22 protein-coding genes are annotated in these 21,949 nt (G+C 69.9%); 12 read left to right on the top strand and 10 right to left on the bottom strand.

The window, feature by feature from the left end; translation table 11 throughout:
* Nucleotides 1–34: 34 nt before the first annotated feature.
* From OG379_RS15270 to OG379_RS15250, 5 genes are read right to left on the bottom strand one after another with little or no spacing between them, the layout of a single operon-like run.
* The gene (locus OG379_RS15270) at nt 35–1,006 is read right to left on the bottom strand and encodes a glycine betaine ABC transporter substrate-binding protein (protein ID WP_393766320.1); all 972 of its coding nucleotides are present in this window, start codon (nt 1,004–1,006) and stop codon (nt 35–37) included.
* On the bottom strand, nt 1,003–1,857 hold the full coding sequence (locus OG379_RS15265; protein WP_405663049.1) for an ABC transporter permease: 855 nt from the start codon (nt 1,855–1,857) through the stop codon (nt 1,003–1,005). Before OG379_RS15265 ends, OG379_RS15270 begins: the two co-directional genes overlap by 4 nt.
* Complete coding sequence (locus tag OG379_RS15260; protein WP_405663048.1) at nt 1,854–3,122, bottom strand: ABC transporter ATP-binding protein; 1,269 nt, start codon at nt 3,120–3,122, stop codon at nt 1,854–1,856. The genes OG379_RS15265 and OG379_RS15260 overlap by 4 nt, the downstream gene beginning before the upstream one ends.
* A complete protein-coding gene (locus OG379_RS15255; protein ID WP_389199931.1) occupies nt 3,115–3,762 on the bottom strand; it encodes an ABC transporter permease in 648 nt (215 codons plus the stop codon). Before OG379_RS15255 ends, OG379_RS15260 begins: the two co-directional genes overlap by 8 nt.
* Nucleotides 3,763–3,778: 16 nt before the next feature.
* The gene (locus OG379_RS15250; RefSeq protein ID WP_393766317.1) at nt 3,779–4,252 is read right to left on the bottom strand and encodes an Lrp/AsnC family transcriptional regulator; all 474 of its coding nucleotides are present in this window, start codon (nt 4,250–4,252) and stop codon (nt 3,779–3,781) included.
* 122 nt (nt 4,253–4,374) lie between these two features.
* On the opposite strand from OG379_RS15250, the gene hppD reads away from it, so the two are divergent.
* Complete coding sequence (gene hppD, locus OG379_RS15245) at nt 4,375–5,520, top strand: 4-hydroxyphenylpyruvate dioxygenase (protein ID WP_405663045.1); 1,146 nt, start codon at nt 4,375–4,377, stop codon at nt 5,518–5,520.
* A 56-nt stretch (nt 5,521–5,576) separates the two neighbouring features.
* On the opposite strand, the gene OG379_RS15240 is transcribed toward hppD, so the two are convergent.
* Nucleotides 5,577–7,262, bottom strand: a complete 1,686-nt coding sequence (locus OG379_RS15240; protein WP_405663042.1) for a hypothetical protein — start codon at nt 7,260–7,262, stop codon at nt 5,577–5,579.
* Between the two features lie 97 nt (nt 7,263–7,359).
* Between OG379_RS15240 and OG379_RS15235 the strand changes: the two genes are divergently transcribed.
* Nucleotides 7,360–8,727 (top strand): FAD-binding oxidoreductase, encoded by a 1,368-nt coding sequence (locus tag OG379_RS15235; RefSeq protein ID WP_405663040.1) that lies wholly within the window; start codon nt 7,360–7,362, stop codon nt 8,725–8,727.
* 19 nt (nt 8,728–8,746) lie between these two features.
* On the opposite strand, the gene OG379_RS15230 is transcribed toward OG379_RS15235, so the two are convergent.
* Nucleotides 8,747–9,223, bottom strand: a complete 477-nt coding sequence (locus OG379_RS15230) for an SsgA family sporulation/cell division regulator (RefSeq protein WP_393766313.1) — start codon at nt 9,221–9,223, stop codon at nt 8,747–8,749.
* A 285-nt stretch (nt 9,224–9,508) separates the two neighbouring features.
* On the opposite strand from OG379_RS15230, the gene OG379_RS15225 reads away from it, so the two are divergent.
* The 3 genes from OG379_RS15225 (at nt 9,509) to OG379_RS15215 (ending at nt 12,661) form a co-directional block, all read left to right on the top strand.
* Nucleotides 9,509–11,032 (top strand): RDD family protein, encoded by a 1,524-nt coding sequence (locus tag OG379_RS15225; protein ID WP_405663037.1) that lies wholly within the window; start codon nt 9,509–9,511, stop codon nt 11,030–11,032.
* Between the two features lie 72 nt (nt 11,033–11,104).
* Nucleotides 11,105–11,905 (top strand): GNAT family N-acetyltransferase, encoded by an 801-nt coding sequence (locus OG379_RS15220; RefSeq protein ID WP_405663034.1) that lies wholly within the window; start codon nt 11,105–11,107, stop codon nt 11,903–11,905.
* A 99-nt stretch (nt 11,906–12,004) separates the two neighbouring features.
* A complete protein-coding gene (locus OG379_RS15215) occupies nt 12,005–12,661 on the top strand; it encodes an RDD family protein (RefSeq protein WP_393766310.1) in 657 nt (218 codons plus the stop codon).
* Nucleotides 12,662–12,667: 6 nt separating this feature from the next.
* On the opposite strand, the gene OG379_RS15210 is transcribed toward OG379_RS15215, so the two are convergent.
* Nucleotides 12,668–12,958, bottom strand: coding sequence for a hypothetical protein (locus OG379_RS15210; protein WP_405663031.1), 291 nt, complete (start codon nt 12,956–12,958; stop codon nt 12,668–12,670).
* Between the two features lie 392 nt (nt 12,959–13,350).
* On the opposite strand from OG379_RS15210, the gene OG379_RS15205 reads away from it, so the two are divergent.
* Both OG379_RS15205 and OG379_RS15200 read left to right on the top strand, forming a co-directional pair.
* Nucleotides 13,351–15,750 (top strand): immune inhibitor A domain-containing protein, encoded by a 2,400-nt coding sequence (locus tag OG379_RS15205; RefSeq protein ID WP_405663028.1) that lies wholly within the window; start codon nt 13,351–13,353, stop codon nt 15,748–15,750.
* A 122-nt stretch (nt 15,751–15,872) separates the two neighbouring features.
* Nucleotides 15,873–16,217, top strand: coding sequence for a hypothetical protein (locus OG379_RS15200; RefSeq protein ID WP_362926949.1), 345 nt, complete (start codon nt 15,873–15,875; stop codon nt 16,215–16,217).
* A gap of 19 nt (nt 16,218–16,236) precedes the next feature.
* Here OG379_RS15200 and OG379_RS15195 read toward each other — a convergent pair whose 3' ends face one another.
* Together OG379_RS15195 and OG379_RS15190 are read right to left on the bottom strand one after the other, a co-directional pair.
* The gene (locus OG379_RS15195) at nt 16,237–16,821 is read right to left on the bottom strand and encodes an isochorismatase family protein (RefSeq protein ID WP_362926948.1); all 585 of its coding nucleotides are present in this window, start codon (nt 16,819–16,821) and stop codon (nt 16,237–16,239) included.
* A 235-nt stretch (nt 16,822–17,056) separates the two neighbouring features.
* Complete coding sequence (locus OG379_RS15190) at nt 17,057–18,385, bottom strand: nicotinate phosphoribosyltransferase (protein ID WP_405663023.1); 1,329 nt, start codon at nt 18,383–18,385, stop codon at nt 17,057–17,059.
* A gap of 88 nt (nt 18,386–18,473) precedes the next feature.
* Between OG379_RS15190 and clpS the strand changes: the two genes are divergently transcribed.
* The 5 genes from clpS (at nt 18,474) to OG379_RS15165 (ending at nt 21,933) form a co-directional block, all read left to right on the top strand.
* A complete protein-coding gene (gene clpS, locus OG379_RS15185) occupies nt 18,474–18,782 on the top strand; it encodes an ATP-dependent Clp protease adapter ClpS (protein ID WP_031100168.1) in 309 nt (102 codons plus the stop codon).
* 41 nt (nt 18,783–18,823) lie between these two features.
* The gene (locus OG379_RS15180; protein ID WP_393766306.1) at nt 18,824–19,411 is read left to right on the top strand and encodes a DUF2017 domain-containing protein; all 588 of its coding nucleotides are present in this window, start codon (nt 18,824–18,826) and stop codon (nt 19,409–19,411) included.
* Nucleotides 19,412–19,722: 311 nt separating this feature from the next.
* Nucleotides 19,723–21,153, top strand: coding sequence for an amino acid permease (locus tag OG379_RS15175; protein WP_405663020.1), 1,431 nt, complete (start codon nt 19,723–19,725; stop codon nt 21,151–21,153).
* A 112-nt stretch (nt 21,154–21,265) separates the two neighbouring features.
* On the top strand, nt 21,266–21,700 hold the full coding sequence (locus tag OG379_RS15170; RefSeq protein WP_393766304.1) for a Mov34/MPN/PAD-1 family protein: 435 nt from the start codon (nt 21,266–21,268) through the stop codon (nt 21,698–21,700).
* Between the two features lie 119 nt (nt 21,701–21,819).
* Nucleotides 21,820–21,933 carry a putative leader peptide gene (locus OG379_RS15165; RefSeq protein ID WP_362926943.1) on the top strand — a complete coding sequence of 38 codons (114 nt, stop codon included), beginning with the start codon at nt 21,820–21,822 and terminating at the stop codon, nt 21,931–21,933.
* The last annotated feature ends 16 nt before the right edge of the window (nt 21,934–21,949 follow it).

The following is a 21,949-nucleotide window of genomic DNA, read 5'->3' as shown; positions in this document are numbered from 1 at the left end:
TTTGCAACGACTTCTTTGGAACTCCTGGTTCTGCTCAGCCCACCTGGATGAACCCCTCCTCCACCAGCCAGTCCTTCGCCACCTCGTGCGGGTCCTGCCCGTCCACGTCCACCTTGGAATTGAGCTCCTGCGCGAGCGGTGTCGTCAGCTTCTCGGTGACCGGGGCCAGGATTCCGGCGATCTCCGGGTACTTCTTCAGGGTCGCCGAGTGGATGGCGGGTGCGGCGTTGTAGTTGGGGAAGAACTGCTTGTCGTCCTCCATGACGTCCAGATTCATCGCCTTGATGCGCCCGTCGGTGGTGTACACCTCGCCGAGCAGGCAGGAGTTGGACTCCGACACCTGCGTGTAGATGATCCCGGCGTCCATCTTCTGGATGCTCGCGGCCGGAAGCTTCATCCCGTACTTCTTCTGCATGCCGGGGAGCCCGTCGTCGCGCGAGGCGAACTCGTTCTCCACGCAGATCGTCACGGCCTTCGGGTCCTTCTTGGCCAGCGCCGCCACGTCCGAGAGCGTCTTCAGCTTGTACTTGGCGTTGTTCTTCTTGCTGATGGCCAGGGCGTACGTGTTGTCGAGAGTGGACGGCGGGAGCCAGGTCACCCCGTTGCCCTTGTCCTCGTCGCGAACTACCTCGTACTGCTTCTGCGGGTCGACGACCGGCTCGGCATGGCCCAGATAGGTGATCCATGCCGTGCCCGTGTAGTCGTACAGGGCGTCGGCCTCGCCCTTGACGACCGCCTCGCGCGCGCTGATCGACCCCGGCAGGTTCGTCCGGTCCAGGACCTCGGCGCCTGCCGCCTTGAAGAGCAGGCCCATGATGTGCCCGAGGATGATGTTCTCGCTGAAGTTCTTCGAGGTCACCGTCAGCGACGCGCCCTTGAGCGGCTGCCCCTGTCCGACCGACCCCGGTTCCACCTCGTCCACCAGCGGCGATCCGCTCTTCAGCCCGCACCCCGTGAGCAGGAGGGCGAGCGCGGCCGCCGATGCCAGGCCCGTACGTACCCTCACGCTTCCTCCAGTCCGCGCGGCGTCAGCCACAGTTCGACCAGCGACGCCAGCCAGTCCACGAGCAGTGCCAGCACCACCGTCAGTACGGAACCGAGCACCAGCACGGGCATGCGCTGCGTCTGGATACCCGATGTGATCAGGTCGCCCAGCCCGCCGCCGCCACCGAAGGTCGCCAGGGTCGCCGTGCCCACGTTGAGGACCAGGGCGGTGCGTACGCCCGCCAGGATCAGCGGGACGGCGAGCGGCAGTTCGACCCGGGTGAGGGTGCCCATGGCCGACATCCCGATCCCCCGGGAGGCCTCCACGAGCGTCGGCTCGATCGCGTTCAGTCCCGCCACCGTGTTGGAGAGCACCGGCAGCACCGCGTAGATCACCATCCCGATGATCGCCGTCGACGGGCCGATGCCCAGCCAGATCACCAGCAGTGCCAGCAATCCGATCGCGGGCGTCGCCTGACCGATGTTGGCCAGGGCCGTGACCCAGGGGGCGGCCTTCTTCAGCCCGCGACGGGTCAGCGCGATGCCGATCGGGATGGCGATGATCAGCACCCAGAAGGTGGAGATCGCGGTCAGCTTGACGTGCTGCCACCAGCGCAGCTGCACGGTGTCGCCGGCCAGGGAGTTCTCCGCGACGGAGTCGAGGTCGACGTTGGTGATCCACAGATAGGTCGCGACCAGGACGACCGCGAGGACGGCCGGCACCAGCACGAGCTTCTGCCAGGTGACCCTGCGCGCCGGGCCCGAGGGCGGCGGGCTGGGTTCCGACTCCTCGTCACGGAAGGCATGGCCCTGGACGTCGTGCTCGCCGGGTGGCCGTGCGTCCTTCGGGGATGCTTGACGGCTGGGGGTCATAGCCCGCTGCCACCGCCTTCGAGCTCCTGGTCCGTCTGGTGGGACCGGGACTCCTCCAGGTCGTGCCGGTGCTCCATCGCGGCGAGCCGGTCGGCCTCCAGGAGCTCCTGCACGGAATTCAGCAGCGTGTGCATGTCGACGACGCCGATGAACTCACCGCGCCGTCCCGTCACGGCGACCCGGCCGCCGCTGTCGGTCAGCACCGCCTCCAGCGCGTCGTGCAGCGTCGCGTCCCGGGTCACCGTGTCGTGCACCAGCTGCCCGGCCCTGGCGAGCGAGCCCTTGGCCCGCATCAGGTCGCCGCGCCGCAGCCACTTGTACGGACGGTTGCGGCGGTCCAGCATCAGCAGCTCGTTGTGCTGGCCTTCGCGCAGCTTGTTGAAGATCGACTGGAGCGGGTCCTCGACGGTCACCGTGGGGAAGTCGGCGATCCCCACGTCCCGTACGCGGGTGAGGTTGAGCCGCTTCAGGGCCGCGCCCGCCCCCACGAACCCCGAGACGAAGTCGTCCGTCGGGTTGGTCAGGATGGCCTCGGGGGTGTCGAACTGCGCGATGTGCGACCGCTCCCGCAGCACCGCGATCCGGTCGCCCAGCTTGATGGCCTCGTCGAAGTCGTGGGTGACGAAGACGATCGTCTTGTGCAGCTCGTGCTGGAGCCGGATCAGCTCGTCCTGGAGGTGATCGCGGGTGATCGGGTCGACCGCCCCGAACGGCTCGTCCATCAGCAGCACCGGCGGGTCCGCGGCCAGTGCCCGGGCCACGCCCACACGCTGCTGCTGGCCGCCGGAGAGCTGGCGCGGGTACCGGCCGTGGAACTCCCGGGGGTCGAGACCGACCAGATCGAGCATCTCCTCGACCCGGTCCTTCACCCCGGACTTCGACCAGCCGGTCATCTTCGGGACGAGGGCGATGTTCTCCGCGACCGTCATGTGCGGGAAGAGACCGGAGGACTGGATGGCGTAACCGATCTTGCGGCGCAGCTTCACCGGGTCCATGTCGGTGACGTCCTCGTCGTTGATCCTGATCCGCCCGGACGTCGGCTCGATCAGACGGTTGATCATCTTGAGCGTGGTGGACTTCCCGCAGCCCGAGGGGCCCACGAGAATCACGGTCTCACCGGCTTTGATGTCCATGGACACGTTGTCCACGGCGGGATTGGGGTTCCCGGGGTAGGACTTGCTGAGGTTCTCCAGCTGGATCGTCGCGCCCGAGGTGGCAGGGCGGGGCGGGGCCGACTCCGTCGACCCGGTGGCGGTCTCAGGCACGGATCCCCCTAGGGATGGTGAGCCGCCCGAGCAGTACGTACGCGGCGTCGAAGAGCAGGGCGAGGATGACGATGCCGATCGTGCCGGCGAGGACCTGATTGATGGCGTTGGCGCTTCCGAGTGAGGCGAGTCCGCGGAAGATCTCGTTTCCGAGACCGGGACCCGAGGCGTACGCGGCGATGGCGGCGATGCCCATCAGCATCTGGGTGGCGACCCGGATGCCGGTGAGGATGGGCGGCCACGCGAGCGGCAGTTCCACCTTGAGCAGCCGCCTCGTGCGGGACATCCCGATGCCCTTCGCCGCGTCGACGAGGGAGGGGTCGACCCCGCGCAGCCCGACGATGCAGTTACGGACGATGGGCAGCAGCCCGTACAGGGTCAGGATGATCACGGTGGGCGGGACCCCGAGGCCGACCAGCGGGATCAGCAGACCGATCGCCGCGAGTGACGGGATGGTCAGGATCGCGGAGGTGGAGGTGATCGCCAGGGCACCGCCCCAGCCGCTGCGGTAACTGACGACACCGATCAAAACACCGAGGACTGTGGCGATGACCATGCACTGGAAGACGGCGCTGACGTGCTGGAACGCGTCCGTGAGCAACTGCTGGTGCCTCGTGCCCAAATACTCCCAGAAGTTCACATGTTGCTCCCTCGGCTCAGTCGGTGTCCTCTGCAGCCTGCTCAATCAGCGGGATAATACGCAGGGGCACCGGATTTTCCATGACGATCGCCGTGGAGGCCCGGACGATGCCATCAAAGCCGAGGACCAGGTCGATCACCCGCTGGAGATCGGCGTTCGAGCGGGCCACGAGCCGGCAGAGCATGTCCCCGTGACCGGTCGTCGTGTGCAGTTCCAGCACCTCCGGCACGCTGCTCAAATGGGCTCGTACGTCAGTGCCTTGCCCCTGCTTGATCTCCAGCGTGGCGAACGCTGTGACGGGGTAGCCGAGCGCCGCCGGGTCCACGTCCGGGCCGAAGCCGCGGATGACGCCATTGGACTGAAGACGGTCCAGCCTCGCCTGCACCGTCCCGCGCGCCACCCCGAGACGCCGTGACGCCTCGAGCACACCGATACGGGGCTCCCGGGCCAGCAGCACGATGAGCCGGCCGTCCAGTCGATCGATCGCCATGATCCGTCTCCCCATGGTCAGCCTGTACGGACAGCCCGCCCATCCTGGCGTCCGGGTGTACAGATTGACCAGTGGATCCGCGAACTGTTGCGCACCTTGCGGAGCGGCGGGAACCTTCGGACATGACTGAGACTGTGCACACCACCCCCGACACCGCCCGGCAGGCCGATCCCTTCCCGGTCAAGGGAATGGACGCGGTGGTCTTCGCTGTGGGCAACGCCAAGCAGGCGGCGCACTACTACTCCACCGCCTTCGGCATGAAGCTCGTCGCCTACTCCGGACCGGAGAACGGCAGCCGTGAGACCGCGAGTTACGTCCTGACCAACGGCTCCGCCCGCTTCGTCCTCACCTCCGTCATCAAGGCGTCCACCGAGTGGGGCACCTTCCTCGCCGACCACGTGCACGCCCACGGCGACGGCGTGGTTGACCTCGCCATCGAGGTCCCCGACGCCCGCGCGGCCTACGAGTACGCCGTCGAACACGGCGCGCGGGGCATCACCGAGCCGTACGAGGTCAAGGACGAGCACGGCACGGTCGTCCTGGCCGCCATCGCGACGTACGGGAAGACCCGCCACACGCTGGTCGAGCGCGGCGGCTACGACGGGCCCTACCTCCCCGGCTACACGGCGGCGGACCCGATCGTCGAGCCGGCGGCCAAGCGCACCTTCCAGGCCATCGACCACTGCGTCGGCAACGTCGAGCTCGGCCGGATGAACGAGTGGGTGACCTTCTACAACAAGGTCATGGGCTTCACCAACATGAAGGAGTTCGTCGGCGACGACATCGCCACCGAGTACTCCGCCCTGATGTCGAAGGTCGTCGCCGACGGCACGCTGAAGGTCAAGTTCCCCATCAACGAGCCCGCGATCGCGAAGAAGAAGTCGCAGATCGACGAGTACCTGGAGTTCTACGGCGGCGCCGGCGTCCAGCACATCGCGCTCGCCACGAACGACATCGTCGCGTCCGTGAAGGCGATGCGGGCGGCCGGCGTGCAGTTCCTGGACACCCCGGACTCGTACTACGACACCCTGGGGGAATGGGCGGGCGAGACCCGCGTGCCCGTGGAGACGCTGCGCGAGCTGAAGATCCTCGTCGACCGCGACGAGGACGGCTACCTGCTGCAGATCTTCACCAAGCCGGTCCAGGACCGCCCGACGGTCTTCTTCGAGATGATCGAGCGGCACGGCTCGATGGGCTTCGGCAAGGGCAACTTCAAGGCCCTGTTCGAGGCGATCGAGCGCGAGCAGGAGAAGCGCGGCAACCTGTAGCCACAACGCCGAAGGGGCCCTACTCCTGGCAGGAGTAGGGCCCCTTCGGCGTGCGGTTACGGGGTCGTCGCGGCGGCGCCGGGCTTCGCCCTCGTAGCAGCCGAGGCCGAAGCCGACGGTGCGGGCTCCGGCCGGGCGGCTTCCCCGGCACCCTTCGCGGCCTCCTGGTCGGCTTCCTTGTCGGCTTCCGGCGAGGGCTCCGGCGAGGGTTCCGTCCGGGGCTCGTTCCCGGCCCCCTCCGGCTTCCCGGGCTCCTGCGCGGGCTCCGCTTCGGGCGGCTGCACCGCCGCGGGGCCGCCCGCCGCCGGCTCACCCAGCGCGTCCAGGGCCTCCTGCGCCAGCGGGGCGGCCAGGGGGGAGAAGTCCGGGTTCGTGCGGAGGGCCTCCTCCAGATGAACGCGGGCCGGGCCGTCCTGGCCGAGCGCACTCTCGATCACGCCCAGGTGGTAGGCGTACGCGGCATCCCGTACGCCGGTCTCCACCGCCCGCTCCGCGTACTGCATGGCCTCCTCGCTCCGGCCCGCCCGGTGCAGCGACCAGGCCAGGGTGTCGGACACCGCCGCGCTGCGGCGCTGCGCCGCCCACTCGGTGCGCATCAGCTCCACCGCCGCCTCCGGGTCACCGTGGTCGGCCTCGAACCGGGCCTCGGTCAGGGACTCGTCGACCCCGGCCGTTCTCGCCCGGGTGAGGAGGTCGCGGAGCTCCGTGTACTGGGTGCGCGCGTCGCCGTCCAGGTCCAGGGACTCGTACAGCTCCGCCAGTTCGAGCACGTACTCGGGGCGGGGGAGCTTCGTCGTCACCGTCCTGTAGTCCGCCAGCGCCTCGTCCGTGCGGTCCAGGGCCGCCAGGGCGCGGGCCCGTCCCGCGAGGGAGGCGAGGTGGCCGCGGTCGGTGCGCAGGGCGGCGTCGTACTGCGCGAGGGCCTCCGCCGGCTCCCCGCGCTCACCTGCGAGGTCCCCGAGGCGGTGCAGGGCCGCCGCCTTCGCGGCCGGCGTGCCGGCGTGGTCCGCCGCCTCCTGGGCGGTGGCCAGGGCGTCCTCGCGCCAGCCCTGGTTGCGGTACATGTCGGACGTCCTGGCCAGGGCGGGGGCGCCCTTGCGCAGGGTGCCGAACTTCTCCGTGGCCTTGGCCGCCGCCGCGTACTCGCCGAGGCCGTTGTAGGCGTCGATCAGCACCGGGTACGCCGTCCAGTCCTTCGGCTGCCGCGTGCGGACCGTCTCGCCCCACTTCTTCGCGGCGAGGAAGTCGTTACGGGCGTTGGCGAGCGTCCCGAGCCCCACCCAGGCCTGCACGTTCCCTCGTTCACCCGGCTGCGCGGCCAGCGAACGCTGGAGGGCCTGCTCGGCCCGGGCGTAGTACGCCGTGTCCGCGGACCGTCGGCCCCACTCCACGTACGCCGTGCCGAGCACCGCCCAGGACGGGGCGTCCGCGGGGTGCGTCTCGACCCACTTCTGCCGGTCGCCGATGAGGGCCGTCAGGTCGGACAGGGACGCCGGGGAACCCGCCGCCGCCGCGGCCTCGGCCCGGGCCACGGGCCCCGGCGTGGGCGGTGCGGCCACCTCGTCGTGGTCCGGTACGGCGATCACCGCACCGGCCACGAGCACGGCTCCCGCCACCGCGCCGAACGCCGCCCGGCGCAGCGTCGTGCGCATCGGCGCGGGGGGCGGTGGGACGGACGTCGCACCCTGGGGCGGCAGGGTGGAGGGGAGTGGCTCCGGGTTCTGCTGCGGCTTGGCATCCATGGTCATCACTCTGCGTCAGTATGAAGATCACATCGCGCTCCGCGATGGGTGACGCAGACGGGTTCACACCATTGGCCCCGGGTGCCACGCTTGGATCATGGATCCCCTTCTCGAACGACTGCGCGCAGGTCTCCCTGCCGAGGCGCTGATCACGGACCCGGACGTCACCGCCTCGTACGCCCACGACATGGCGAGCTTCTGCGACGCCGGTGCCCCCGCCGTCGTGGTGCTCCCGCGCACGGTCGAGGAGGTCCAGCACGTCATGAGGACCGCCACCGCCCTGCGGGTCCCCGTCGTCCCCCAGGGCGCGAGGACCGGACTCTCGGGCGCGGCCAACGCCTCCGACGGCTGCATCGTGCTCTCCCTGGTGAAGATGGACCGGATCCTGGAGATCAGTCCGGTGGACCGGATCGCGGTCGTCGAGCCGGGCGTCGTCAACGCCACGCTCTCCCGTGCGGTCAACGAGCACGGGCTGTACTACCCGCCGGATCCGTCGAGCTGGGAGATGTGCACGATCGGTGGCAACATCGGTACCGCGTCCGGCGGGCTGTGCTGCGTGAAGTACGGCGTCACCGCCGAATACGTCCTGGGCCTGGAGGTCGTCCTGGCCGACGGGCGGCTGCTGAACACCGGACGCCGCACCGCGAAGGGTGTCGCCGGATACGACCTCACCCGGCTCTTCGTCGGTTCTGAGGGCAGCCTCGGCATCGTCGTGAAGGCCGTCCTCGCGCTGCGGCCCCAGCCGCCGCAGCAGCTCGTGCTCGCCGCCGAGTTCCCGTCGGCGGCGGCGGCCTGCGACGCGGTGTGCCGGATCATGGAGCGCGGGCACACTCCGTCACTCCTCGAACTGATGGACCGTACGACTGTGCGTGCCGTCAACGCGATGGCCTCCATGGGGCTCCCCGAGACCACCGAGGCGCTGCTGCTCTGCGCCTTCGACACGCCCGACCCGGCGGCCGACCTGGCCGCCGTCGGGGAACTGTGCACAGCGGCCGGGGCCACCGAGGTCGTGCCCGCCGACGACGCGGCCGAGTCCGAACTCCTGCTCCAGGCCCGCAGGATGTCCCTCCCCGCTCTGGAGACCGTCAAGTCCGCCACGATGATCGACGACGTGTGCGTGCCGCGCTCGCAGCTCGGCGCGATGATCGAGGGCACCGCCGCCGTCGCCGAGAAGTTCGGGCTCACCATCGGTGTGTGCGCCCACGCGGGCGACGGCAACACCCACCCCGTCGTCTGCTTCGACCACACCGACGCCGACGAGTCCCGCAGGGCCCGCGAGTCCTTCGACGAGATCATGGCGCTCGGCCTCGAACTGGGCGGCACCATCACCGGCGAACACGGGGTCGGCGTCCTGAAGAAGGAGTGGCTCGCCCGCGAACTGGGCGAGGTCGGGGTCGAGTTGCAGCGCGGCATCAAGGCCGCCTTCGACCCGCTCGGGCTGCTCAACCCCGGCAAGTTGTTCTGACGACCGCCCACGCCACCGCTCAGGCCTCCCCGTCCTGCGGCTCGTCCTGGGACCAGGGGTCGCTCAGCCACAGGTCGTCCGCAGGCAGCGGGGTGAGCAACTCGGCGAGGGCGCCGTCCAGTCCGAGCAGCGAACTCTCGGTTCCCGGCGGGACCACCCGCAGGGTGCGCTCCACCCACGCGGACACGGCGCCCGACGGCACCTCCAGGAGGGCGTTGCCGTCGGGTGAGGTGAGCGCGACGCAGATGACGCCCCGGTCCTCGACCCTGGTCGGCCAGATCCGTACGTCCCCGTGCCCGCACGGCCGGAACACCCCCTCCACCAGCAGCTCGCGGGCGAACGTCCAGTGCACGGGCGACTCGGAGCCGATGTGGAAGGTGATGTGCACGGCGTACGGGTCGTCCGTGAAGTAGGAGAGGCGCGCGGGTACGGGGACGGACCGCTCGGGCGACAGGACCAGCTTCACTTCCAGTTCGCGTTCCACGGCGTTCTGCATGAGGGTGCACGACCTTCCGATGCTCGTAGGGCCCGGTCCCGTGACCGGTCCGCACAAGGAGAGAGCGCCCTCACGGACGTCTATGACGCGACTTCCCAGAAAAACTTCCCTGGACCCTGAAAGTGGTCCAAACGACAGGACCGGCCCGGGGGTGCTCGGCGGTCTGATAGATGTGGACCCTTGTATTGAGGTCGGCCGTCCGTCGGGGGGTGGGTGACCAGATCTGCGACGCACCCCCCGACGGTCGGCCGGCCTGAGGCCTCGAAGAGATACGGGACCACGGTGATGAGCGCCCCAACCCCGGCACCCGGTGACGAAAGCCCCCGCGAGGGGTACTACCCCGACCCGTCCATTCCCGGATACGTCCGGTACTGGAACGGCGCTTCGTGGGTCCCCGGCACCAGCCGGCCCGCGCCCCAGCAGGGCGAGACGACTCCGGCGGCGCCGCTCGCCCCGACGGCGGACGCCGCCCCGCAGCGGCAGGCCCCGGTGGACGAGACCGGGCCGATGTACCTCGACGAGGTCGAAGCGTCGGACGCCCCCGGCGGGGAAGCCGGGGCAGGCACGGGTGAGGCGGACGTCGCCCCCGGCCGGCCCAGGCCCGCGACCGCCTGGCAGGCGGACACCTCCCGCCAGACCGGCTTCGGCGGCGAACGCGACCACCGGGTCTCCTGGGGCGGCCCGGACCCGCGTACACCCGAGGCGCACACACCCGAGGCCGGGACGCGGACACCGCCCGCCGCCCCCGCCCCTGCGCCCCCGCCGGACGAGCCCGCCGACCCCCGGCAGCCCGGTACCCCGGACCCGACGCGCGGCGCCCTGCCCGGCATGCGGGACGGCAACGACGAGGTGACCGACGGCACCGTCGCCATCCGCCTCGACCGGCCCGGCAGCGGTGACGCCGGCCGCCGCCCGCCGACCGACGGCACGGTCACGATCCGCGCGGTGGGGTCCGGCGGCCGTCCCCCGCGGCCGCGCGAGGAGGGCCCCGCCCCCGCCGACGGCACGATGGCGATCCGCGCCGTCCCGCCCGGCTCCACCCAGCAGCCGCCCGCTCCCGCGCCGTCGCCCGCCCCGCCGCAGGCGCAGGCGCCGCTGAACACGCCCCTGACCCCGGGCCCCGGCGGTGGTGCCGCTTCCTGGGCGCAGCAGGTCCACCAGCTCGCCCAGCCCGAGCAGGTGGCCCGCCCGCAGCAGCCGCGGCCCCAGCAGCAGAGCCCGGTGCCCGCGCAGCATCAGGGCGCCGGGCCCGAGCAGCAGCAGCCCGTCGTGCCCTGGAAGCCCCCGGTCGAGGACCCGTTCCAGCAGCTCGTCCGGTCCCAGGCCTCGTCGAGGCCCGCCGGGCTGGGCAAGCGGCTGGCCGCCCGGATCATCGACACGGTCGTCCTCGGTGTGTTCGTCGGCGCGGCCGGCTTCCCGCTGGTCACTCAGGCGACGGACCACATCGACCAGAAGATCGAGGCGGCGAAGCTCTCCGGAGAGACCGTCACCGTCTGGCTCCTGGACTCGACCACGGCCGGGCTGTTCGGAGGAGTGCTCGCCGCGTTCCTCGTCCTCGGCTTCGTCCTGGAGGCCGTGCCCACCGCCAAGTGGGGCCGCACGCTGGGCAAGAAGCTGTGCGGCCTCGAGGTGCGGGACATCGAGTCCCACGACGCCCCGACCCTGGGCGCCGCACTGCGCCGCTGGCTCGTGTACGGGGTGCTGGGCCTGGTCGTCGTCGGAGTGCTCAATGTGCTCTGGTGTCTGATCGACCGTCCGTGGCGCCAGTGCTGGCACGACAAGGCGGCCCGTACGTTCGTCGCGGGCTGAGGGAGCTCCCCGGGGAGCTCCAGATCCCGCCCGTCCGGTTTGCCCTTCCTTCTACGCCACTCAGGAGCCCTGGTGGAGGATCTCGCGGATGCCGTCGAGTCGATGGAGCAGCTCGTCGTGGGCTGGCGTGAGCTGGTGCTCGACCGGGACGCGGGCGCGGACGTGCGCGACCTCCCGGGCATCGCCGTACGGTGGGCCGACTCCCGGTTCGCCTTCTGGAACTGCGTCACCCTGACCGACGTCGGCGCGGACCCGGAGCTCGTGCGGCAGCGGCTGAGCGAGGCGGCCGAGATCATGCGCGGCAAGGAGCGGCCGGGGTTCCTGTGGATCTTCGAGGACCTCCTGACCGGCGAGGCGCGCGAGGCACTCGGGACGGCGGCCGGGGAGGCGGGCCTCGAACACGCCTTCCCCGGCACCGGCATGGCCGGAGATCTGCTGCCCCTTCCCGACCCCGTACACCGCGACCTGACGTTCGTACGCGTGACCACCGACGAACACCTGCGGGCCTACGCCGACCTCAACTCCCAGGCCTACGGCTTCCCCCTGGAGGACGGCCGCGACGGCCTCGTCGGCTCCGCGATGTGGAGGGACCGGGTTCACGCCTACCTGGGCATGCGGGACGGAGCGCCGGTGACGTGCGCGGCGACGGTGGAGGTGGCGGGCCGGCTCTTCGTCGTGCTCGTCGCCACGGCCCCGGCGTGGGAGCGCAACGGCTACGGCGAGGCGGTGACGCGCAAGGCGCTGTACGAGGGAGGGCGGGCCACCGGCCTGACCCGTGCGACCCTGCATGCGACCGCCGCCGGCGCGCCCGTGTATCCCCGCATCGGTTTCGAACCGAATTCCCCGATGGCCTTCTACGCCCTGAAGAGCTGAGGCGGAGAGGCATGACGACTACGCCCGCGTGCTGACGCCCCGTCCCCCGAAGGGACCTCAGCCGTTGCGGGCCTTCGCGGGCCGGGGTGCACTGCCCCCATGAGTAACGAACCACCGCCTCCGCCGCCGCCCGAGGACGACCCCTTCTCGAAGCGGCCGCCGCAGGGGCCCCCGCCCCCGTCGAGCGGTTCGCCCTACGACAGCGGGCCGCCGCCGCCCCCGCCGCCGCGCGACCCCTACGGCGGTGGTCCCTACGGTGGCGCGGATCCGTTGGCCGGCATGCCGCCGCTCGCCGAACCGGGCAAGCGGATCCTGGCGCGGTTGATCGACTTCCTCATCATCTCGATCCCGCTGTACCTGATCTCGCTGCCCTTCGGCGGCGCGGTCGACGTCTCCTCGGACGACGGCAACGACGACTTCGGCAACGCCATCGGCAACACCTACACCGGTCATCAGCTGGTGTGGTCGCTGATCGGCCTGGTGGTCTACGTCGCCTACGACACGTACTTCACCCACAAGGACGGCCGGACGCTCGGCAAGCGGCTGCTGAAGATGCGCGTCGCGATGCTCAACGACGGCTCGGTCCCCGACACGAGCTCCTCGCTGATGCGGGCCGTCGTGCTCTGGCTGCCCGCGCTGCTGTGCTGCCCGTGTCTCTGGTGGCTCATCAACATCGTGCTGATGTTCACGGACAAGCCCTACCGGCAGGGTCTGCAGGACAAGGCGGGCAAGACCGTGGTCGTCACCGCGACCTGAGTCCTCTCAGCGGTGCAGGGAGTGCTCTGCGATGTGCTCCCGCTGGGCGGCGGCGATCTCGATGTCCTCGATCGTGCGGTGTGTGCGGGCGGTGGTGGGCGGTGCCGTCGCCCGCCGGACCGCCCTCGTGCGTGCGGGCAGGGCCATGGCCACCAGCAGGCCGAGGACCAGCGCCACGGTGGAGACGGCGGCGACACCGATGCCCGACTCCGTGCGGAACAGGAGGAGCAGGGCGAGGGCGGAGATGACGACGGTGGCCGAACCGTAGAAGAACTGTGCGGCAGTCGGACGCGGCATGGCGGTATCCGTCCTCGGGGCGTCGGATAGGGAAGTCTCTCAACACGTTCGCACTGTCAATCGACTCTACGACGGTGGATGCCCGTGAGGAACGGGTAGTAAGCGTGACCTAACCCACGGTACCGGTGCACGGGGGGCGCACTGAGTCACACCGACGCCGGGACGGGCCCTCGGCGCGCCGGTCGGCTGCCCCGTCCGCTGCCCGGTCCGCCGGGATTCGCGTCCGGATACCGGAAAAGAGCTCCCGCATAGTGCACTTGGTATGTGCAAGTCAAGATCTGTCTTTTCTCTCATAACTCCGATCGAATGTCGTCACTTGTGACGCGTTGAACGCGCGCGGCCCGAATTCACCCCCTGGCCGCGGACGCGAACGCCGGGGAGGACTGCATCAAGTGACCACTCAGAGACGGGCGCTACGCGCCACCGCCGTAGCCGTGTGCCTTGCCGCCACCGCCGCGACGGCATCCGCCTTCGCCACGGCGCAGGCGGACGACAGGACGTCAGGTTCGGGCGCTTCCATCGTGGACCGCCGCGATCCCGCGCCGGCCAAGGCGCACGAGCACGACCTGGAAGGCCCCTTCAGCAAGGAGCAGGACGCGCAGCGTCAGGCCGCGCTGGAGCAGGTCCTGTCCGGCGACAAGAAGGTGACCGCCAAGGGCGGTTCCAAGGTCGTCAAGCTCGGCAAGAGCAAGTACGTCGAGCTCGGCCGCGAGAAGACCGACAAGATCTTCACCATCCTCGTGGAGTTCGGCGACCAGGTCGACGACACCACGATGTTCGACCCCGACGGCGACGGCCCCAAGCCGCCCGTCAAGAAGTACGGCGGCACACCCGGCCCGCTGCACAACGAGATAGCCGAGCCCGACCCGGCGAAGGACAACAGCACCGCCTGGCAGGCCGATTACGACCAGGCCCACTTCCAGGACCTCTACTTCGGTGAGGGCAAGGGCAAGGAATCGCTGAAGACGTACTACGAGAAGACGTCCTCCGGGCGTTACTCCGTCGACGGCGAGGTCTCGGACTGGGTCAAGGTCCCGTACAACGAGGCCCGTTACGGCTCCAACTACTGCGGCTCGACCAACTGCGCCAACGTCTGGGACACCGTCCGCGACGGCGTCAACGCCTGGGTGACCGACCAGAAGGCCAAGGGCCGCACCCTGGACGAGATCAAGGCCGACCTCGCGCGGTACGACGAGTGGGACCGTTACGACTTCGACGGTGACGGCAACTTCAACGAGCCCGACGGCTACATCGACCACTTCCAGCTGGTCCACGCCGGCGAGGACGAGTCCGCGGGCGGCGGCACCGAGGGCACGAACGCCATCTGGGCGCACCGCTGGTACGCGTACGGCACCAACGCCGGTGCGACGGGCCCCGAGGGCAACAAGGCCGGTGGCGCCGAGATCGGTGACACGGGCATCTGGGTGGGCGACTACACCGCGCAGCCCGAGAACGGCGGCCTGGGCGTCTTCGCCCACGAGTACGCCCACGACCTCGGCCTCCCGGACCTGTACGACACCTCCGGCGGCGGCGAGAACTCGGTCGGCTTCTGGTCCCTGATGTCGGCGGGCTCCTGGCTCGGCACCGGCAAGGGCGAGATAGGCAACCTACCGGGCGACATGACCGCCTGGGACAAGCTCCAGCTCGGCTGGCTCGACTACGCCACGGCGAAGGCCGCGACGAAGTCGACCCACAAGCTGGGGGTCTCGGAGTACAACACCAAGGACAAGCAGGCGCTCGTCGTCGAGCTGCCCGAGAAGGCCGTCACCACCACGGTCACGAAGCCCGCCGAGGGCTCCAAGCAGTGGTGGAGCGACATGGGCGACGACCTGTCGAACACCCTGACCCGCTCGGTCGACCTGACCGGCAAGTCGTCCGCCTCGCTGGACCTCTCCGGCTGGTACGACATCGAGGCCGACTACGACTACCTCTACACCGAGGTGTCCGAGAACGGCGGCACCAGCTGGACCGCGCTCGACGGCACGGCCGACGGCAAGGCCATCCCGCGCGACGCCAGTGACAAGCCGGCCCTGACGGACGTCTCCGGCTCGTACAAGAAGCTCTCGTTCCCGCTGGACGCCTACGCGGGCAAGAAGATCGACATCCGCTTCCGCTACCAGACGGACGGCGGCGCGGGCGGCAAGGGCTTCGCGGCCGACGCCATCACGGTCACCGCCGACGGCTCCGCGCTCTTCACGGACGGCGCCGAGGGCGACGACAACGGCTGGACGTCCAAGGGCTTCTCGCGCATCGGTGAGTCGTTCACCAACGACTACCCGCAGTACTACATCGCCGAGAACCGCCAGTACGTCTCGTACGACAAGACCCTCGAGGTCGGCCCGTACAACTTCGGCTTCTCCACCACCCGCCCCGACTGGGTCGAGCACTACTCGTACCAGAACGGTCTGATGGTCTGGCTCTGGGACACCTCCCAGAAGGACAACAACACCTCGGTCCACCCCGGCCAGGGTCTGATCCTGCCGGTGGACTCGCACGCCAAGCCGCTGAAGTGGACGAACGGCACGCTCCTGCGCAACAAGATCCAGCCCTTCGACGCGCCGTTCAGCTGGTACCCGAACAAGGGCTTCACGCTGCACAACGCGGACGTGGCGCTGAAGATCAAGCCGTCGCTGGGCGTCCCGGTCTTCGACGACCGCAAGGGCACCTACTGGTACGAGGAAAACCCGACAGGAAGTGTCAAGGTTACTGACACCAACACCCGGATCACCATCGTGAACGAGCCGCTCAGCGGCTCGACGATGACCGTGAAGGTCGGCCCCTCGGGCAAGTAGTCCGAAAAACACCTGGTCAAAGCGTGATCGGCCGTCGCCCTCTAGCGGGGCGGCGGCCGGTCGTGTTTAGGTGCGTCCTACCGATCCTTATTGACACGAAGTCTTACGGGGGAGCGCGAAGCATGGCAGGCGGAGGTTTCTGCAGGTTGCCCAACGGCACTGTGGTGGTGGCACTGACCCTGAACAGCCCGGCCGGGGGATCCGGGCCGGGAGAGCCCGTCCGGGTGCTGGTGCACGCGGTGAACCGGGCGCGCGCCCTGACCAGGCTGCGCAACCTCGGACTGCGGGCCGTCTACCTCCGGGGCAACGCCCATCCGCCCACCCCGGACGAGATCACGGCGGTCCTGCACCACCCGGACGGGCTGCTCTGGCGCACGGCGCCGCAGACCGGCCAGGAGCTCTGGCACCCGATACGGGCGCTGCTGGGCTCCTCCGGATACGCGGGACCGGCCCGCCCGGCGGCCTGAGCGCCGCCGGGCGGCCCCGTCAGACCACCGGCTTGCCGGACAGCTCCACGCCGGCGGTCCGCAGCTCCGCCAGGGCCCGCTCCGTGGTCCCCTCGGCGACCCCGGCGGTGAGGTCCAGCAGCACGTGCGTGGCGAAGCCCTCACGGGCCGCGTCCAGGGCTGTGGCCCGCACGCAGTGGTCCGTGGCGATGCCGACGACGTCGACAGCGGTCACGGACCTGTCCCGCAGCCACTGGGCGAGCCCCGTGCCGTTCTCGTCGACGCCCTCGAAGCCGCTGTACGCCGCGGCGTACGCACCCTTGTCGAAGACGGTGTCGATCGCGCCGGAGGCCACGGCGGGGGCGAAATTCGGGTGGAAGCCCACGCCCTCCGTGCCGGCGACACAGTGGGGCGGCCAGGAGTGCTCGAAGTCGGGTGCGACGGAGAAGTGGTCCCCGGGGTCGATGTGGTGGTCGCGGGTGGCCACGACATGGCTGTATCCGGGCTGGGCCTCACCGATCAGGTCGGTGATGGCGGCGGCGACATCGGCGCCGCCCGCCACCGCGAGGCTGCCGCCCTCACAGAAGTCGTTCTGAACGTCAACGACGATCAAGGCGCGATGCATGACGGTTGTCCTTCGGTGGGGGTTCCTGCGGGTTCCGCGGACCGGTGCGGTGGGGATGCCACCGAGCCTAGAGACTCGGCGCACCCTGCGGGAGGGGGCACACGCATCGGCTCTCCTTCCCCTGCGCGCCCGGCCGTGCGGGGCCGGTTCCGGAGGAACCCGGTCCGGCCGCGTCGGAGGCCTTCCGGCGGCCGGGGGCGCACGGGCGGGCAGGTGTCACCTGTACCCCGGGGCCTCACACGTACTCCGTGGGCAGCACCGGCTCCCCCCGGGACAGCTGCATCGCCGACATCGGCAGCCCCGCCCGGGCCGCGACGTGGCGTTCCCGCGCCGTCTCCAGCGGCTCCCGGCCGATCACCTCGCCGCCCCTGACGAGCTCCACCTGGAGCTGCCGGTCCGCCAGCTCCGCCGGGATCTCTCCGCTGCCGATCACCTCCGCGTCGGCCACCCCGGCCTCGTCCAGCCGGCGCGCGGCCCACTTGCGGCCGCCCCTCGACGACTTGGCGCCCAGCGACTTCTTCACCACCGGCAGCAGCGGGTCGGCCGGATCGGCGGACCGCGCACGCGCCACCAGCTTGTAGACCATGGAGCACGTCGGGTGCCCGCTCCCGGTGACCAGTTGCGTGCCCACCCCGTAGGTGTCGACGGGAGCGGCGGCCAGTGAGGCGATCGCGTACTCGTCCAGGTCGGACGTCACCACGATCTTCGTCTCCGTGGCACCCAGCTCGTCCAGCTGCTGCCTGACCCGGTGCGCGACGAGCAGCAGGTCGCCCGAGTCGATCCGCACGGCACCGAGCTCCGGCCCCGCGACCTCAACCGCCGTACGGACGGCCTCGGTCACGTCGTACGTGTCGACGAGCAGCGAGGTCCCCCGGCCCAGTGAGTCCACCTGCGCCTGGAAGGCGTCCCGCTCGCTGTCGTGCAGGAGTGTGAAGGCGTGCGCGCTCGTCCCGACGGTCGGGATGTTGTAGCGGAAACCGGCCGCCAGGTCCGAGGTGGTGTGGAAGCCGCCGATGTACGCGGCGCGGGCCGAGGCCACCGCCGACAGCTCGTGCGTGCGCCGTGCGCCCATCTCGATGAGCCGGCGGCCCTGCGCGGCGGACGACATCCGGGACGCCGCGGCGGCGATCGCCGAGTCGTGGTTCAGGATCGACAGGATCACGGTCTCCAGGAGCACGCACTCCGCGAAGGAGCCCTCGACCCGCAGGAGCGGCGAGCCCGGGAAGTAGACCTCGCCCTCCGGGTAGCCCCAGATGTCGCCGCTGAAGCGGTAGTCGGCCAGCCAGTCGACGGTGCGGGCGTCCACGACGTGCTGGTCGCGCAGGAAGGCGAGCATCTCGTCGTCGAAGTGGAAGTTCTCCACCGCGTCCAGCACCCGCCCGGTGCCCGCGACGACGCCGTAGCGCCGCCCCTCGGGCAGCCGGCGGGTGAAGGCCTCGAAGACGGAGCGCCGGTCCGCCGTGCCGGCCTTCAGTGCGGCCTGCACCATCGTGAGCTCGTACTGGTCGGTGAAGAGCGCGGTCGACGGCACACCGACCCGTCGCCCAAGGTCCGCTGAGTTCATGCCGGGGATGCTACTCCCTATTCGTCAAACTGACGAGATGGGGGCGCCGTTTGTGCGTGGGGCCCTCTCTGGTGGCAGCATGGGGTAGGTGAGCGTTGCTGCCCCCGTAGAGATCGAACGTCCCGAATCGGCCGAGGAGACCTTCGCCGTCCCTGAGCCCGATGTCCCCTGGGTGACGCTGGTGCACAACGACCCGGTCAACCTCATGAGCTATGTGACGTATGTCTTCCAGGCCTACTTCGGCTACTCGAAGGACAAGGCGCACAAGCTGATGCTCGACGTCCATCAGAAGGGCCGCGCGGTCGTCTCCAGCGGCAGCCGCGAGGAGATGGAGCGCGATGTCCAGGCCATGCACGGCTACGGGCTCTGGGCCACGCTGACCCAGGACCGCAACTGACCCGACCGCTGCCCTCCGTCCGACCCACCATCGGAGAATTCATGGCCGGCCACTTCCAGGCCACCCCAGGCGGCGGCGCGTCCGTCGCGCTCGACGAGGTCGAGGTCGCCATCCTGCGCTCCCTCGCCGTCCAGCTGCTCGAACTGATCGGCCCGGGCGACCAGCCCGTCGAGGGCGAGGACCCGCTCGCCGCCCTCTTCGCCGAGGGGCCCAGCGAACCGCCGGCCGACCCCGCCCTGGCCCGGCTCTTCCCCGAGGCGTACGGCGACGAGGACAAGGAGCTCCGCGAGGCCTCGGCCGAGTTCCGCCGCTTCACCGAGAACGACCTGCGCACCCGCAAGCGGGAGGACGCCCTCGCCGTCGTACGGTCGCTCGACGCGCTCGCGCCCGTGGCGGACAGCGGCGCGGTGCTCACCCTCACCCCCGACGAGTGCCACCACTGGCTGGGCTCCCTCAACGACCTCCGGCTCACCATCGGCACCCGCCTGGAGGTGTCCGACGAGGACGAGGGCCAGGACGGATCGCTCTACCGGCTCCCCGACAGCGATCCGCGCAAGCCGATGGTGATGGCGTATCTCTGGCTCGGCGCACTGCAGGAAACCCTCGTCGAAACGCTGATGCCCGACTGACCCCGGCCGGCCCGACGGGTTCGCTCAACGGATGCTCAAATCCGAATAACGATCCAGTCACCTGAATGGCTCTCTTTGCAGCGGCTGGAAACTCTTGTCCGCTTTTTCCTGTGGCGTGCGCCACATAATGACCGGTGGCCTCACCGGGTACCCGTGATAAATCTTCACGACCGCCCGGGGACGCCACCCCTGTCCCCGGGGGCGCTACGAGCCGGCCGAACGCCGGCGGCACTCCATCCATATCCGGGGGGATCAGGACCTGATCCGACGCCGACGACGGCGCGGATCGGCGTGGAGAAAGGCGCACCACCATGACATCGGCGCAGGTCGACAACGGACAGGCGGACGGCCCGAAGGCCGTCGACGCCCCGGCGGGCGAGGGCTACCAGCGTGGCCTGGGGGCCCGCCAGATCCAGATGATCGCCATCGGCGGAGCCATCGGCACGGGGCTCTTCCTCGGCGCGGGCAAAGCCATCGACAGAGCCGGCCCCAGCCTCATCCTGGCGTACGCCATCGCGGGCCTCGTCATCTTCTTCATCATGCGCGCCCTGGGCGAACTCCTCATGTACCGCCCGGTGTCGGGCTCCTTCTCGGAGTACGCGCGCGAATTCCTCGGCCCCTTCTTCGGATTCGTCACCGGCTGGACGTACTGGCTCTTCTGGGTCGTCACCGGAATCACCGAAGTCACCGCCGCGGCCACCTATATGACGTACTGGTGGGATATCCCGCAATGGCTGTCCGCACTGGTGTTCACCATCATTCTGTACGGTGCCAACCTGATCTCCGTGAAGCTCTTCGGCGAGCTCGAGTTCTGGTTCTCGATGGTCAAGGTCACCGCGATCCTCGGCATGATCCTCATCTGTGCCGGAGTGCTCACGGTCGGCTTCTCGGACGCCGGTGACACCGCGACCGTCGCCAACCTTTGGAACGACGGCGGCTTCTTCCCCGAAGGCATCAGCGGCACGCTGATGACCCTCCAGATCGTGATGTTCGCGTTCCTCGCCGTCGAACTCGTCGGCGTCACCGCGGGCGAGTCCAAGGACCCGAAGACCGTCCTGCCCAAGGCCATCAACACCGTGCCGTGGCGCATCGCCGTCTTCTACGTCGGCGCGCTGATCATGATCCTCTCCGTGGTCCCCTGGAGCACCTTCGAGCCGGGCGTCTCGCCGTTCGTCGCCGCGTTCGAGGAGATGGGCCTCGGCATCGGCGCCGCGATCGTCAACTTCGTCGTGCTCACCGCGGCGCTCTCCTCCTGCAACTCCGGCATGTACTCCACCGGGCGCATGCTGCGGGACCTCGCGCTCAACGGGCAGGGCCCCAAGGCCTTCACCAAGCTGACGAAGAACGGCCTCCCGCTGGTCGGCACCACGTTCTCCGCCGCGCTGATGCTCGTCGGCGTGTGGATCAACTACCAGTGGCCGGGCGACGCGTTCAACTACGTCGTCTCCTTCGCGACCATCTCCGGCATGTGGGCCTGGATCATGATCCTCATCTGCCAGATCCGCTACCGCGCCAAGGCCGACCGCGGCGAACTGCCCCAGTCCACCTTCAAGGCACCCGGGGCGCCGTTCAGCAGCTGGTTCGCCCTCGCCTTCATCGGCCTCGTCATCGTCATGATGGCCATCGACAAGGACGCCAGGATCTCGCTCTACTGCGCACCGGTGTGGGGCCTGATCCTCGGTGTCTCCTTCCTGGTGCTCAAGGCCCGCAACCCCGAGAACACCGCCTTCGCCAAGCGCTGACCCGCGCCACGGCGCCTCCGGGACACCGGCCGCCCCAACGGCCCTGTCCGGCATCCGGGCCCTCCCGTACCACCCCTCGGTACGGGAGGGCCCGTCTGCTTATCCTGGCGCCATGCTGACCATCACCCGGACGCTCCACGACCAGATCGTCGCGCACGCCCGCGCGGACCACCCCGACGAAGCATGCGGAGTGGTCGCCGGCCCCGCCGGAGCCGGCCGCGCCGAACGCTTCATCCCCATGCTCAACGCCGCGCGCTCACCCACGTTCTACGAATTCGACTCCGCGGACCTGCTGAAGCTCTACCGCGAGATGGACGACCGCGACGAGGAGCCGGTGATCATCTACCACTCCCACACCGCGACCGAGGCCTACCCCTCCCGCACCGATGTCACCTACGCCAACGAGCCCGGCGCCCACTACGTGCTGGTCTCCACCGCGGACACCGACGACGCCGGCCCGTTCCAGTTCCGCTCGTACCGCATCGTGGACGGCGAGATCACCGAGGAAGAGGTCGAGGTCGTCGACGCCTACCCCACCGCGGCGTGACGCCCCGGGGCCGCTCCGGCAGCACCGGCCCCCATCGAGAGTCCACATGGCGAACGCTCACCATCCACCATGTGGGATCACACTCCGGCTCGGGGGTGGGGAATCGATACGATGAGCGCATGGTTCCCCATGACGTGAGCGAAAAGGCCCCGGGCATGCTGCTCGTCGCGCGGCTGCACGTCGACCTGTGCAGGCTCTCCAGCGCGATGTGTCCGGCTGTCGCCTGCCCGTGAACCGCACGGCCTGAGC

The sequence above is a fragment of the Streptomyces sp. NBC_01166 genome (assembly GCF_045039765.1).
Lineage (GTDB): Bacteria > Actinomycetota > Actinomycetes > Streptomycetales > Streptomycetaceae > Streptomyces.
This window is presented reverse-complemented; position numbering and strand designations above follow the sequence as displayed.

Coding starts and splice junctions, on each gene's coding strand:
- OG379_RS15250 (WP_393766317.1), bottom strand. CDS start 4,252: ATGGCGATCGATCGACTGGACGGCCGGCTCATCGTGCTGCTGGCCCGG.
- OG379_RS15265 (WP_405663049.1), bottom strand. CDS start 1,857: ATGACCCCCAGCCGTCAAGCATCCCCGAAGGACGCACGGCCACCCGGC.
- hppD (WP_405663045.1), top strand. CDS start 4,375: ATGACTGAGACTGTGCACACCACCCCCGACACCGCCCGGCAGGCCGAT.
- OG379_RS15195 (WP_362926948.1), bottom strand. CDS start 16,821: ATGCATCGCGCCTTGATCGTCGTTGACGTTCAGAACGACTTCTGTGAG.
- OG379_RS15170 (WP_393766304.1), top strand. CDS start 21,266: ATGCTGACCATCACCCGGACGCTCCACGACCAGATCGTCGCGCACGCC.
- OG379_RS15240 (WP_405663042.1), bottom strand. CDS start 7,262: ATGGATGCCAAGCCGCAGCAGAACCCGGAGCCACTCCCCTCCACCCTG.
- OG379_RS15175 (WP_405663020.1), top strand. CDS start 19,723: ATGACATCGGCGCAGGTCGACAACGGACAGGCGGACGGCCCGAAGGCC.
- OG379_RS15200 (WP_362926949.1), top strand. CDS start 15,873: ATGGCAGGCGGAGGTTTCTGCAGGTTGCCCAACGGCACTGTGGTGGTG.
- OG379_RS15230 (WP_393766313.1), bottom strand. CDS start 9,223: ATGCAGAACGCCGTGGAACGCGAACTGGAAGTGAAGCTGGTCCTGTCG.
- OG379_RS15225 (WP_405663037.1), top strand. CDS start 9,509: ATGAGCGCCCCAACCCCGGCACCCGGTGACGAAAGCCCCCGCGAGGGG.
- OG379_RS15165 (WP_362926943.1), top strand. CDS start 21,820: ATGGTTCCCCATGACGTGAGCGAAAAGGCCCCGGGCATGCTGCTCGTC.
- OG379_RS15235 (WP_405663040.1), top strand. CDS start 7,360: ATGGATCCCCTTCTCGAACGACTGCGCGCAGGTCTCCCTGCCGAGGCG.
- OG379_RS15190 (WP_405663023.1), bottom strand. CDS start 18,385: ATGAACTCAGCGGACCTTGGGCGACGGGTCGGTGTGCCGTCGACCGCG.
- OG379_RS15180 (WP_393766306.1), top strand. CDS start 18,824: ATGGCCGGCCACTTCCAGGCCACCCCAGGCGGCGGCGCGTCCGTCGCG.
- OG379_RS15210 (WP_405663031.1), bottom strand. CDS start 12,958: ATGCCGCGTCCGACTGCCGCACAGTTCTTCTACGGTTCGGCCACCGTC.
- OG379_RS15215 (WP_393766310.1), top strand. CDS start 12,005: ATGAGTAACGAACCACCGCCTCCGCCGCCGCCCGAGGACGACCCCTTC.